Origin of the sequence: Rouxiella silvae, from assembly GCF_002093625.1 — a bacterium.
Taxonomy (GTDB): domain Bacteria; phylum Pseudomonadota; class Gammaproteobacteria; order Enterobacterales; family Enterobacteriaceae; genus Rouxiella; species Rouxiella silvae.
This window is the reverse complement of the sequence record NZ_MRWD01000014.1, coordinates 18,826-32,282: the sequence shown is the minus strand read 5'-3', so window position 1 is coordinate 32,282 and position 13,457 is coordinate 18,826. Positions and strand designations below refer to the sequence as shown.

The 13,457-nt window shown below is 48.6% G+C and carries 13 protein-coding genes; 4 read left to right on the top strand and 9 right to left on the bottom strand.

Annotated elements, in window-relative coordinates; translation table 11 throughout:
* From BS639_RS07665 to BS639_RS07635, 7 genes are all read right to left on the bottom strand, one after another.
* On the bottom strand, positions 1-1,380 hold the full coding sequence (locus BS639_RS07665) for a dicarboxylate/amino acid:cation symporter (protein ID WP_084982736.1): 1,380 nt from the start codon (positions 1,378-1,380) through the stop codon (positions 1-3).
* A gap of 70 nt (positions 1,381-1,450) precedes the next feature.
* Positions 1,451-2,395: a D-2-hydroxyacid dehydrogenase gene (locus BS639_RS07660; protein ID WP_084982735.1), complete on the bottom strand. Its 945-nt coding sequence runs from the start codon at positions 2,393-2,395 to the stop codon at positions 1,451-1,453.
* Positions 2,396-2,397: 2 nt separating this feature from the next.
* Positions 2,398-2,796 carry a VOC family protein gene (locus BS639_RS07655; protein WP_084982734.1) on the bottom strand — a complete coding sequence of 133 codons (399 nt, stop codon included), beginning with the start codon at positions 2,794-2,796 and terminating at the stop codon, positions 2,398-2,400.
* The gene (locus BS639_RS07650) at positions 2,793-3,767 is read right to left on the bottom strand and encodes a hydroxymethylglutaryl-CoA lyase (RefSeq protein WP_084982733.1); all 975 of its coding nucleotides are present in this window, start codon (positions 3,765-3,767) and stop codon (positions 2,793-2,795) included. The genes BS639_RS07655 and BS639_RS07650 overlap by 4 nt, the downstream gene beginning before the upstream one ends.
* A 9-nt stretch (positions 3,768-3,776) precedes the next feature.
* The gene (locus BS639_RS07645; RefSeq protein ID WP_084982731.1) at positions 3,777-4,964 is read right to left on the bottom strand and encodes a CaiB/BaiF CoA transferase family protein; all 1,188 of its coding nucleotides are present in this window, start codon (positions 4,962-4,964) and stop codon (positions 3,777-3,779) included.
* A gap of 201 nt (positions 4,965-5,165) precedes the next feature.
* The gene (locus BS639_RS07640) at positions 5,166-6,080 is read right to left on the bottom strand and encodes a LysR family transcriptional regulator (protein ID WP_084982730.1); all 915 of its coding nucleotides are present in this window, start codon (positions 6,078-6,080) and stop codon (positions 5,166-5,168) included.
* A 173-nt stretch (positions 6,081-6,253) separates the two neighbouring features.
* Entirely contained in the window at positions 6,254-6,601 is a 348-nt protein-coding gene (locus BS639_RS07635; RefSeq protein ID WP_055770254.1) for a Grx4 family monothiol glutaredoxin, read from the bottom strand.
* A gap of 488 nt (positions 6,602-7,089) precedes the next feature.
* On the opposite strand from BS639_RS07635, the gene BS639_RS07630 reads away from it, so the two are divergent.
* Positions 7,090-8,001 (top strand): C40 family peptidase, encoded by a 912-nt coding sequence (locus BS639_RS07630; RefSeq protein ID WP_084982729.1) that lies wholly within the window; start codon positions 7,090-7,092, stop codon positions 7,999-8,001.
* A 138-nt stretch (positions 8,002-8,139) separates the two neighbouring features.
* Here BS639_RS07630 and cydH read toward each other — a convergent pair whose 3' ends face one another.
* Positions 8,140-8,229 (bottom strand): cytochrome bd-I oxidase subunit CydH, encoded by a 90-nt coding sequence (gene cydH, locus BS639_RS25265; protein WP_139804061.1) that lies wholly within the window; start codon positions 8,227-8,229, stop codon positions 8,140-8,142.
* Positions 8,230-8,566: 337 nt separating this feature from the next.
* Here cydH and purR point away from each other — a divergent pair, with 337 nt between their 5' ends.
* Positions 8,567-9,592, top strand: a complete 1,026-nt coding sequence (gene purR, locus BS639_RS07625) for an HTH-type transcriptional repressor PurR (RefSeq protein ID WP_084982727.1) — start codon at positions 8,567-8,569, stop codon at positions 9,590-9,592.
* Between the two features lie 60 nt (positions 9,593-9,652).
* Here purR and punR read toward each other — a convergent pair whose 3' ends face one another.
* Positions 9,653-10,555: a DNA-binding transcriptional activator PunR gene (punR, locus tag BS639_RS07620; RefSeq protein WP_084982726.1), complete on the bottom strand. Its 903-nt coding sequence runs from the start codon at positions 10,553-10,555 to the stop codon at positions 9,653-9,655.
* A gap of 171 nt (positions 10,556-10,726) precedes the next feature.
* Between punR and punC the strand changes: the two genes are divergently transcribed.
* The gene (gene punC / locus BS639_RS07615) at positions 10,727-11,926 is read left to right on the top strand and encodes a purine nucleoside transporter PunC (protein WP_084982725.1); all 1,200 of its coding nucleotides are present in this window, start codon (positions 10,727-10,729) and stop codon (positions 11,924-11,926) included.
* A 346-nt stretch (positions 11,927-12,272) separates the two neighbouring features.
* On the top strand, positions 12,273-13,424 hold the full coding sequence (gene cfa / locus BS639_RS07610) for a cyclopropane fatty acyl phospholipid synthase (RefSeq protein ID WP_084982724.1): 1,152 nt from the start codon (positions 12,273-12,275) through the stop codon (positions 13,422-13,424).
* Positions 13,425-13,457 lie beyond the last annotated feature (33 nt).

Here is a 13,457-nt window from a genome sequence, read left to right as displayed (position 1 = left end):
CTAAACCTGCCTGCCCAACGACGATGTTTTGGCCATCTCCTTTGCCTGAAGATAACTGTCGGTTAACGTCATATCTTGTTTTCTCTGCGGCCGATGCCCAGAGGCCAGCTCGTCTCTCAAAATATTCATGTCTAAAGAGCCATTCCAGCGGGAAATTACCAGCGTGGCGACGCCGTTGCCGATAACGTTGATTAACGCCCCACCTTCTGAGATAAATCGATAGACGCCCAACACCAGCACCAACCCCGCGGCGGGCACACTGTGGGTTGAACCGAGCGTGGCGGCGAGGGTAATAAAGGCGCCGCCGCTAACGCTGGCCGCGCCTTTTGAGGTCAGAAGCAGAACCAACAGAATGGTTATCTGATGCTCGATTGTCAGCGGAATATCCAGCGCCTGCGCAATAAAAATCACCAGCACGGTCATATTGATACAGCTTCCATCGAGGTTAAAACAGTAACCGGAGGGAACTACCAGCCCAACCACCGATTTTTCGCAGCCCAATTTCTCAAGCTTGTTCATTAAACGGGGCAGCGCCGATTCTGACGAGGAAGTACCCAAAACCAGAACCAACTCATCGCGGATGTACCGCAAAAATCGCATCAGGCTAAAGCCCGCCACTTTTGCGATAGCGTTGAGGATGACAAATACAAAGATAAAACCCGTCAGATAGTAACAAATCAGCAGATTGCCATAGGCCGCTAGCGAACCCAACCCATAGGTTGCGATGGTAAAAGCCATACCGCCAAAGGCGCCCAGCGGAGCGACATACATAACAATTTTTAGCATGCGGAAAAACGTCTGCGCAATGAGGTCAATGGTTGCCAGCAGCGGTTTACCCATGTCACCCAGCAGTTGCAAACCAAAAGCAAACAGGATCGAGATAAACAACACCTGAAGAATATTACCCTCGGCAAAGGCACCGAAAACCGTTTCAGGAATAATATGGGTCAGAAAACCCACCACGCTTTGGTCGTGAGCAGCCTGCGTATAGGAAGAAATCGCTTTGGCATCGAGCGTCGCAGGATTAATGTGCATTCCTGCACCAGGTTGCATTATATTAACGCTCACTAGGCCAATAATAAGTGCCAGCGTGGTTAAAATCTCAAAATACAATAAAGCCTTGATGCCAATCTTGCCAATATTTTTTAGGCTTTTCATATTGGCGATGCCGCTTACAATAGTGCAGAAAACAATCGGCGCAATAAGTAGGCGGATAACTTTAATAAAGGTATCACCTAAGGGTTTCATTTGTGTCCCCGCATCGGGGGCAAAATGTCCAAAGATAACACCCACAATAATAGCAATAAGCACTTGAACATATAAGTGTTTATACCACGGGGTCTTATTATTTACATTCGAGGTAGCGATGTTCTTAGACATAATATATCCTCGTGAACTCCCTCTTGCGAAGGATGATGTAGGGTTTTTATTTTTTATAGGCCAGATGTTATTATGCGTTGACTCTGTTCTTTATTTTTCCTGAAAAGTAGCCTGCAAGGTTATAATTAATTCCTTTATTTAGATTTATCGATCCACTTTCATTAGCCCATGCAATATGCGGCGTAATAATAAGGTTAGCCAGCGAAGCGTCGAGCAAGGGATGTGACGGCGGTGGCGGTTCGGCGCTTAGCACGTCGAGCGCGGCACCAGCCAGGGTTTGTGCACGCAGCGCATCCGCGAGCGCCACTTCGTCAATCAACGCACCGCGGGCCGTATTAATTAGCAAAGCACTGGTTTTCATGTTAGCCATTACGGCACCATCGATCAGGTTTTTCGTCATTGGCGTTAAAGGACAGTGCAAGGTCAGAATATCGCTTTCTGCAATCACCTCTTCAAATCGGCGATACCCTTCTCGAATGACTTCGGCCCCTTTATGCTCGGCAAAAATAGCCTCCATGCCCAGTGCATTAGCCATGCGTGCCACCGCTCTGCCAATTTCACCTTTACCTACAATCCCGAGCGTAGCCTGCTGTACGCTACCAATAGGCTGTTTATGCAAACAAAATTGACCCGCCTCTGACCATTCGTTAACGGCCGCGAGCTGGTATTCGATTAAACGCCGGCGTAAGGCAAAAATTGATCCGATCACCGATTCAGCCACGCTTTGCGTTGAATACCCCGGTACATTACTCACTGCGATACCCTTCTCACGGCAGTAATCGATATCGACACAATCGTATCCCGTTGCGGCTACGCAGATATATCTCAGCGCAGGAAGACCACGCAGAGTTTCAGCTCTGAGAGGCACTTTGTTGGTAATCGCAATTTCAGCTCCGGCAAGCGCATTGACAATATCTTCCTCCGTGGTTCTTTCTAAATAAACCCAGTTATCGCACCACGTAGGTTTTAACAGCGCTGTAGGTAACGTACCGGCATCCAGGGTGACTATTTTCATTTTTATTCCCCCAAGGAAGATTGAGTACTATAACGTGATATTTCTATCAGGTTTAAATCCGGGTCTCGCAAATATAATGAAATAATCGGCCCCCGCGCGCCGGTTCTATTTACAGGCCCCTCAAGAATCGGCCAATGCTGGTTTTCTATTTTTAGTTGAACCTGTTCAATAGGCAATGAAGCGATAAAACACAGATCGAGAGATCCGGGAACCGGCAGATGTGCTTTGGGTTCAATCTCTTTACCATACTCATGAATATTTATTTTTTGCTCACCAAATTTCAGCGCTAATCTATTCCCCCCGAAATGTTCAAGTGTAAAACCTAATACTCGGGTATAAAAATCGACACACGCCTTCACGTCGCGGGTGGTTAATACCAAATGATCGAGATGATTTATCATGTTGTACTCTTATGTTGCGTCAATGAATGAGTAAAATCCTGATTTAGAGACGATGGCATAGGATGTAAATCCAACCGCCGCCCTGCTTTTGAAATATTACCCCAGGTGGGGTGTCCAATAAGTTGCGGCAGCGTTTTTACAATACTGAGCAACCTGACGACGTCCACCCCGGTACGTAAACCCATTAGCTCAAACATATGCACCATATCTTCGGTACACACATTGCCGCTGGCTCCCGGCGCATAAGGACATCCCCCCAGACCGCCCAGCGATGCATCGAATCTGTTTATTCCCTGATTTAACCCCGCAAGGCTGTTGGCTAGCGCCATTCCTCGGGTATCGTGAAAATGCAGTGTCAATTCCAGCTGTGGAAACCGCCGCTTCATCAGCGAACACACACGTTCGACCTGAGTGGGATATGCCATGCCGGTCGTGTCGCACAGCGTAATGCCGCGCACGTTTTGACTGGCGAAAAAATCAGTTAATCTGAGAATTTCTTCTTCTTGTATGTTCCCCTCTATCGGGCAGCCAAACACCGACGACAGTGACACGTTGATAGCAATATCGGTGCCCGACAGTTCATCAATGATCTGCTTAAGTTGGCGCATAGAATCACTGCGCGACATCCGCAAATTCACTAAGTTATGGCTTTCGCTGGCCGACATCACCAGATTGGCTTCGTCGATATTGCAGGCCATAGCACGTTCAGCCCCCCTAACGTTTGGCACCAGCACCGTATAATCGACCCGTGGATTTCTGACGATCTGCTTCATCACCTCTTCAGCATCCCGCAGGGCGGGGATGGCTTTCGGCGAGGTAAACGAGGTGACTTCAACTTTCGCAAACCCGCAGTCGCCGAGTTGATTAATCAGCTTAACTTTTTCTTCGGTTTCTACAAAAACAGCCTCGTTTTGTAGACCGTCACGCGGCGATACTTCCTGAATAAATATTTTTGTATTAGTCAGACCCATATCCTGCCCCTAAATTATGCCGCGCGCGCGCCATTGATGACGGATTGATTGCTCAATGCCCAACTCATCAAGAACTTCGTCGGTGTGCTCACCAAGGGCCGGTGCCGGTGTCCTGACACTCCCGGGCGTTGAAAGCAGTTTTGGCACAATACCCGGCAAAGTGACCGGTGTGCCGTCACTCAGTGTGCCCTGTAGCAGCATGTCACGCGCCTGATAGTGTGGGTCGCGAGCAATGTCGGAGGCATCATAAATTTTACCGGCGGGGATCCCCCCCTCATGCAAAGAGGCCAGAACTTCATGTAAATTGTAATTTGATGCCCATTCAGAAATAGCCGCATCGAGTTTTTCGACCTGAGCAACTCTGCCATCGTTATGGGCCAGCGCCGGATCGATGGCCAAATCGCTGCGGTTAATGACCTGCATCAGCCGCTGGAAGATAGTGTCGCCGTTTCCAGCAATCAACGCATACTTGCCGTCTCGGCATTTATACGCATTGGTGGGGGCGATACCCGGCAAACTGCTGCCAGCGGGCTGGCGAATATGATTGAAAGCCGAATATTCGGGGATCAGGCTCTCCATCATATTGAAGACCGATTCATAGAGCGCGACGTCAATTTGCTGACCTTGTCCACCCTGCTCGCGATGCCGCAAAGCCAGCAGAATACCAATGACGCCGTGCAGCGCGGAAAGTGAATCCCCGATGGAAATGCCGACGCGAACCGGCGTGCGTCCCGGTTCGGCAGAGAGAAAACGAAGGCCACCCATCGCCTCACCGATGACACCAAAGCCTGGGCGGTCGCGGTACGGACCTGTTTGTCCATAGCCAGAAACACTCAATACCACCAGCTTAGGATTGAGCTGGTGCAGTGTTTCCCAGCTCATACCCCATTTTTCCAACGTGCCTGGTCGAAAATTTTCAATCAGAATATCGGCTTTACTCAGCAGGTCGAGCGCAATTTTCTGACCTTCGGGCTGTTTTAGATCCAGCGTGATTGAACGCTTGTTTCGCGATTGTACCGCCCACCAAACAGAGGTTCCTTGGTGCAGCATTCGCCATTTCCTAAGAGGATCCCCTTTTTCGGGTGCTTCAATTTTAATCACTTCCGCGCCAAAATCGGCAAGCATTCGTCCTGCCAGAGGGCCAGCTATCAGTTGCCCCATTTCGACAACGCGTAAACCTTCTAACGGCAACGTCATATTCTTCTCCCGATGATTACTGCGGTAGAGGAAGCATCGGATGAAAATAGAGGCTTTAAAATTTACCTTTCATCATCAACCCTTTCCAAAAAAGAAAGTCAGCCGTGTTTTATCAATAAGTAATTTCCATTACTTACTGTTTTTAAATCAATAAAAAATGAGATCGTGATGAATGGATGTAGAGCATGGAAACAATAATGTCTAAGAGGCGTTGTTGATTTCTGCGATCGAACTCAAAAAATCATAAAGCTTTTGTGCTTCGGGCTGAAGCGGTGTTTCAGTATTGATACCTAAAAAGAGGGTGCGATTGGCCCAATCATCTTCAAGGCTTATCGCCTGCAGTGAGTGACCAAGCAGGCCCGGGCTGATGGCATCGATGGGAAGAATACCGATGCCGAGTCCAGCCTGAATCATTCTGCATACGGCATCAAAGCTGGTGACCTGAATATTTACTTTGAGCACTTTGCCCGCACTGACCGCCTCATCTGTAATGCGTCTGAGCAGTGAGCTACCCAGGTTGAGGCCGACAAAATTATAGCGAAGGGTTTCAACAAATTTTATCGTACGCACCTTACTGAGTGGATGCCCCGCAGGCACCAGCACCACCAGCCGGTCTTTACGGTAAGGCCTGATTTCAAGACTGTTGACCGCGACATTATCGGCAAAAATGCCAATATCGGTATGACCGTTCTCTACCGCCTCAACGATCGAACCACTGAGCGCCTCTTCCAGATTGATGCGCAACTTGGGGTTTTGTGAAAGAAACAACGCGAGGTCATCCGGGAGAAATTGAATTACCGCCGAGACGTTTGCCGAAATTCTTACGTGCCCCATCACGCCCGAGGCATAGTCACTCAGCTCACTCGCCATGGTGTTAACCGCATCAAGCACTCTGCGAGCATGCTTGACCAATCCCTGTCCTGCTGGTGTCAATTCAAGTCCTCGCGGCTGCCTGACGAACAGTCGACATTCGGCATTTTTCTCAAGTTCGGCGAGGCGCTTACTGGCGGCAGAGAGAGTAATATGCGCCTGTGATGCCGCCTTAGTCAGACTTCCAGCTTCGGCAGCCAATAGGAAAATGCGCAGCGACTGCAAATCGAAATGTCCGGGATTCATCGGTGTGCTCTCCTGAGGATGTAATTTAACACTCGATATAATGTAAGGCCGTACAGAAGCATTTCGGTACAGTTTCCGGAACAGTACTAAAAAAAAACCCCACGCAAAAGTGGGGTTCTTCATTAATCTGAAAAGCAGCTATCCTGGCCGTTCTTTATCAGAATCGAGACGGCTTATTCTGGCTGCTCTTCCTGAGATTTGTATTTCTCGGCCGTTTCTTTGATCAACTGCTGAAGTTCGCCACGCTGATACATTTCGATGACGATATCGCAGCCGCCGACCAGCTCACCGTCAACCCACAGCTGTGGGAAGGTTGGCCAGTTAGCGAATTTTGGCATTTCTGCACGGATATCCGGGTTTTGCAGGATATCGACATAGGCGAAACGCTCGCCGCAGGCTGACAGCGCCTGAACGGCCTGTGCAGAGAAACCGCAGCTTGGCAGTTTAGGAGAGCCTTTCATATAAAGAAGAATTGGGTTCTCGGAAACCTGTTGTTGGATTTTTTCAATAGTGGTGGTCATTTTTTGCTTCCTCAAGCCATTAATTGGCTGTTACGTCGTATTTATGTCGCAAAAGCTTAAATCGGGAAAAACCTGATCAACTGTCTGCCATTGTAACGAGGGCAGCACTCAGATAAAAACGTCATTTTTTGTAGGGTCTTTACACGCTAAATAAGCCTAACTTGATGCATCACCGTAATGTCGGTGATAGTATCCCTGATTGGCAAAACAGTGCAAAATTAAACATTCATACAGAATAACATTTTTATTCTGTGACTTTAACCCAAACGATCTTGACAAGATCCTTTAGGTAAGGTGAGTTTAACCCTCTGAATCTAGGTTAATTTTTCAGCGATATAGCTTATATTTCGCCCAAAAAAAAAGTTATTAACTTTTACTCACAATATGAATTAGAATCGAAGCAATTCGTGCTGTTTTGTCTCCCGCTTTTGGGGAATACTGGGACATCTTTTGATGTTTAACTTCGGCCTAATATTGGTAGCGACGCCATGCGTTTAATGTTTACGCTTTTTGTGCTGCTGTTTACCCAGCTTTTTTTGAATTTGGCGCATGCTTCGCCAAGCAGCCGCATTTCTGCAAAGCAAGCTGAGACGCACGTGAGTCAGGCTAAGCCTGATGAACGACGAAAGCGAAAGGTCGTTGCCAGAAGCAATAAAAAGACCAAAGTTGTTCCGGTAAAAGAACAATCAAAAGCAAAAGAACACAGTAAGACAAAAGAAAAGGTGCATAGCAAGACGAAGATTGCTGCTAAACACCCTACCAGCACTAAGTTGGTAAGACACAAGGCCGAAAAGCCGGTCAGCCGAAAGCTGGCGAAACATCAGGCTGAAAAGCCGAAACGAGAAATTAAAAACATTACAACGTCTCTTGCCAGCACCGCCAACGTGGTCTGTGCGAAAGAACCGAAAAAAGCCTACGGGCGACACCGTAAGCACCAGGCAAAAACAGAGTCCTGTGCACCGCTTACGTTAAGCGCAGCACATAAGAAGAAATATCTGCACGCGAAAGAGACCGCGATGAACAAGCTGATGCACCAAGTCGGCAAACCTTATCGCTGGGGTGGCACTTCACCCAACACCGGATTTGATTGCAGCGGTTTGGTCTATTATGCCTACAAAGATTTAATGCGAATCAAAATGCCTCGCACCGCCAATGAGATGTACCATTTACGCGATGCGGCACCGGTTGCACGCGGTGAGCTCGAATCAGGCGATCTGGTGTTCTTTAGAATTACCAAACGCGGCGCAGCAGATCACGTAGGCGTTTATCTCGGCAACGGCAAATTTATTCAGTCACCGCGTACCGGTGAAGAGATTAAAATCAGTTATCTGGCAGATAACTACTGGCAAGACCACTATGTGGGTGCTCGCCGGGTAATGACGCCAAAAACGATTCGTTAAATAATGATTTCTCGCTGAAACCTGTGAATAGCATTTAACGAATGGTTTGAGACTAAAACGGTGCGTCGTTTTGGTAAAATAGAAAAGGGCGATTTCTGTGATAAGAAATCGCCCTTTTCCGTTCTTGCACTCAAACAATTAATGCATGACTGCCGTGAAGCTAAAAGCAACAATCATCGCGAGTGCGCAGACTACGGTCATTAATGAATATTTCAGGTTCGTATCCACGTAAACTCCTTACGAGATAAAAGGGGTAAAAGCCCTACATTTTGTATGCCATCTTATTCTGCCTAAATCACGCCAAAACGTCCACTTAGAAAGTACACAACACTATCACTTTACTCTAAAGCAAAAATTTGGCTTTCCCTTTTTTGAGTTATAAGAGAAAATTAGCGGTTACCACGCTGTGTGCCCGGTCGTAGTTGCCCGACGCTTCTTTCAGGCCTTTCTGGAACCATCCAACGATTTGACTGCTTAAAATGATTTATGCAGTTGAATGCACGCAGGCAAACGATTAACAAAAAACTAACGTGCTGAAAATGGTTAGTTCAGGAGTGATTTTTACATGGCCACGATAAAAGATGTCGCTAAGCGCGCCGGTGTTTCGACTACAACCGTGTCGCACGTCATCAATAAAACCCGATTCGTCGCCGAAGAAACCAAAGCTGCTGTTCGCGCCGCTATCAAGGATTTGCATTATTCTCCCAGTGCCGTCGCGCGTAGCCTGAAGGTTAATAACACCAAATCAATCGGCCTGCTGGCAACCTCAAGTGAAGCGCCCTATTTTGCTGAAGTTATTGAAGCGGTAGAAAATAGCTGCTTCGCCAAAGGCTACACGCTGATTTTGTGTAATTCGCATAATGATTTTGAAAAACAGACTGCCTATCTCGCTATGCTGGCGCAAAAACGCGTCGATGGCCTGCTGGTAATGTGTGCAGAATATCCCGCTGAACTCCTTGCCATGCTGGAAGAGTACCGCTCTATTCCAATGGTTGTGATGGACTGGGGCGAAGCGCAAAACGACTTCACCGACTCCATCATTGATAACGCATTTGAGGGCGGTTATCTGGCGGGTCGCTACCTGATTGAACGCGGTCATCGGGATATTGGCGCCATACCTGGCCAACTTAACCGCAACACCGGCGGTGGCCGCTACCGTGGTTTCCTGAAAGCGTTAAACGAAGCCAACATTGAAGTACGAGACGAGTGGGTAGTTCAGGGCGATTTCGAACCCGAATCCGGCTATCAGGCGATGCAAAAAATTCTTAACCAGAAGCAGCGCCCTACCGCGGTATTCTGCGGCGGCGACGTCATGGCGATGGGTGCCATCTGTGCCGCAGACGAAATGGGCCTGCGCGTTCCTCAGGACATTTCAGTCATTGGTTATGATAACGTTCGCAATGCACGTTATTTTTCACCGGCGCTCACCACGATTCATCAACCGAAAGAACGCCTGGGCGAAATGGCCTTCACCATGCTGCTTGACCGCATTATCAGCAAGCGCGAAATACAGCAAACCATTGAGGTCAAGCCTAAGCTGGTTGAAAGGCGCTCGGTGGCCGATGGTCCTTACCTCGACTATCGCCGTTAATACCTTTAACTTAACTTGCCCTTTACGCTGGCCCTCATCCGCGTCAAGGGCAACGTTTCTTTAGCGCAGCCATTCTTGGTTCAACGTCTCACTTTCCCCAAGGTAGTTAAGCAGCCAGTCTAGCGCCAGGGAATGGTTGCGCTGATCCCAGGTCAGGCAGCACGGGCTTTCCGGAAAGCTGTTGGCCAACTCAAGCACCACCAGTTTTTTTTGTGCTATCCACGACTCAACCATGTGCACCGGCAGCATGCCAACGCACAACCCTTCACTCAGGCAGTCAATGGCACAGGTCCAGTCTGGGACCACCAGGCGGCGCTGGTTATCGAGTGTCCAAGTATCCCTTTTGGGTAGACTTCTTGAAGTGTCTTCAATACATAGTGCAGGATAAGGGCGCAGGGCTTCATCGTTTAATGCGCCTTGGTGAGCAGCCAGCGGATGCTGGGCACTCACCACGCAGTGCCACGGCAGCGTGCCCATATCGCGAAAGCTGAAACGCCCGCCGACTGGCACCGCGCTGGTTGCGCCAATTGCCACGTCAGCACGATCGTCTGCCAAAGCGTCCCATACCCCGTTAAATACCTCACCCTGAATCAACAGCTCGGTATCAGGAAATACTCGATAGAAATCAACCACCAACTGCCGTACGCGATCGGGCTTGACGATACGGTCTACCGCCACACGCAGCTGCCCGCTCCAACCGTTGGCCACTTGCTGACACTGACGACGAGTTGATATCATTTTTTTGATAAGCACGCGGGCTTCTTCGACAAAAATACGGCCAGCAGGGGTTAACTCCACGTCACGGTGACGGCGCTCAAACAGCGGAACGGCCAGCCACTCTTCCAACTGCCGCACCTGATAACTGATGGCTGAAGGCACGCGATTAAGCTCTTGCGCAGCGGCGGTAAAGCTGCCATTGCGGGCCACGGCGTCTACCACTTCCAGAGAATATTCAGACCACATTGCTGCCACCCGCTTTATACCTCATAAGTGCCGCCCTCTTGCTTTCAATTTTTTTCATCCCGTGGTGCAAATATTAACGTTTCACAACCCACAAGCCAAGCAGATACACTGCGCCCCTGGCAACACCCCTACAACACTTTTGGCTACTTTTTCGTAATATAAGAGAACATCATGAAACCCTCATTTGGCTTTTTACTCTACCTTGCCGGGCTGAGCATGCTCGGCTTTCTGGCAACTGACATGTATTTACCGGCATTCAGCGAGATGCAAGATAACCTCAGCACCTCTGCCAGCGCGATCAGTTCGAGCCTGAGCATTTTCCTGGCCGGCTTTGCCGCCGCACAACTGTTTTGGGGTCCACTCTCCGACCGTTTTGGCCGAAAACCGATTTTACTCGCCGGCCTGAGCCTCTTTTCGATCAGTTGTCTTGGCATGATTTGGGTGCAGAGCACCGAGTTGCTGCTGGTGCTGCGCTTTATGCAGGCTGTTGGGGTATGTGCGGCGGCGGTAAGCTGGCAGGCACTGGTAGTTGACCGTTACTCCGCATCGGTTGCGAAACGCACTTTTGCCAGCATCATGCCGTTGGTAGCGCTTTCCCCTGCCCTCGCACCGCTGGTGGGTGCCTGGGTGCTTAACCATTTTAACTGGCGGGTGATTTTCGCGCTGCTGCTGGTTATCAGTGCGCTATTGCTGATGTTTACTTTCACCCTGCGGGAAACTAAAAAATCGATTGCCGAGAAGCTACAGCCACAAAGTGGGCTTACCGCCATGCTGTCATCGCGTGTCTATACCGGTAACGTGCTGATTTACTCCGCCTCATCGGCCGGTTTTTTTGCCTGGTTGACCGGCTCCCCTTTTATTTTGAGCGAAATGGGATATGGACCCTCAGCCATTGGCCTTAGCTATGTCCCTCAAACAATAGCCTTTTTATTAGGTGGTTACGGCTGCAGAATGGTCATCAGTAAAATTGAAGGCACCCGCCTACTGCCTTGGCTATTAGTGGGCTATGCTGTAAGCGTCGTATCACTTTATTTTATTGCGACATTGACGCAGGCCACACTGCTAAGCCTGTTAATCCCATTCTGTCTGATGGCGTTAGTTAATGGTGCTTGTTACCCAATTGTCGTGGCAAATGCGCTAATGGCATTTCCTGCCAATACAGGCAAGGCTGCGGCATTGCAAAATACGCTACAGTTAGGATTGTGTTTTTTCGCCAGCATGATGGTTTCTGCATTTATCGAGCAGCCGTTGTTCTCTACGGTGACGGTAATGCTGTCGACGGTTGGACTTGTCGGGATCGGATATTTTCTTTTGACGCTTTCGGCCAAGGAAGAGAAGTCTGGACATCCAGAAGCAGAGCATGCTAACTGATTGCAATAATACCCTTGCGTTACAATAACTTGAACAATAGATGCGCCTGCGGCGATTTAATATTGAGAATGCGCGCAGGCGAGCTTATACTCAAAACAACATAATAAAATATCACTTTTACAAAACTTTTATCACAGTAACTTTTAGGCGCGCGAAACGCGTCACATTTTTAGTGCAAGGATGCTTTCACCGCGGCGAATTATCGTCAGGTGTCCTCTGTATTTTCCTCTGTTCATAGTCATATTTCAGACAAGGTGGATAAACCGCCTGTTCTCATAAAGACCTGCAAATGGCCGTTGCTTTTTAAGCAGGTTAATAAGTCAGAAGAGAAAGTGATGGAGAAGCTATGAGTTCATCGTGTGTAGAAGACTTGAGTATTCAAGACAATCATTGGTACCGAATCGCGAGCGAAATGTTAACGATGGCAGGCATTGAAGTTAATGGAACCCGCCCTTTTGACATTAAAGTAAAAAATCCCGATTTTTTTAAGCGCGTGCTTCAGGATGGCTCTCTCGGCCTCGGCGAGAGTTATATGGACGGCTGGTGGGAATGTGAAAGATTAGACATGTTCTTTCATCGGGTCGTTGAGGCGGGGCTTGAAGATAAACTCCCGCATCATCTCAAAGATACGTTGCGCATTGCTGCGGCCCGACTGACCAACCTGCAATCTCGCAAACGCGCGTGGATTGTGGGTAAAGAACACTACGACCTCGGTAATGACCTGTTTAGTAAAATGCTCGATCCGTTTATGCAATATTCCTGTGCATATTGGAAAGACGCCACGACGCTCGAGCAGGCGCAAGAAGCCAAATTAAAAATGATTTGCGATAAGCTGCAACTGCAACCTGGGCAACGTTTGCTTGATATTGGCTGCGGTTGGGGTGGTTTGGCGGAATATGCCGCTCGAAACTACGGCGTGAGCGTTTTTGGTGTCACTATTTCTGCCGAACAGCAAAAAATGGCTCAGCAACGCTGCGAAGGCCTAGACGTCACTATCTTGCTTCAGGACTATCGTGACTTAAACGATCAGTTCGACAGAATCGTTTCCGTCGGTATGTTTGAACACGTTGGACCCAAAAATTACCAAACCTATTTCGACGTGGTGAAACGGAATATTAAACCTGATGGCCTTTTCCTGTTGCACACGATTGGTGCCAATAGAACCGATCTCAACGTTGACCCTTGGATTGATAAATATATATTCCCCAACGGCTGTTTGCCGTCGGTGAAACATATTGCGCAGACCACCGAGGGATTATTCGTGATGGAGGACTGGCACAATATCGGCTCAGACTACGACAGAACATTAATGGCCTGGTATGACCGTTTCCTAGAGTCATGGCCTACTATCGCAGACAATTATTCCGACCGGTTCTACCGCATGTTCACCTATTATCTGAACGCTTGCGCAGGTGCATTCCGTGCGCGCGATATTCAGCTATGGCAGGTGGTGCTCAGCCCTAACGGCGTTGAGGGTGGCATTCGCGTACCGCGCTGAGTTTCTTGGCTAACAAGATTTAAATACTAAAAA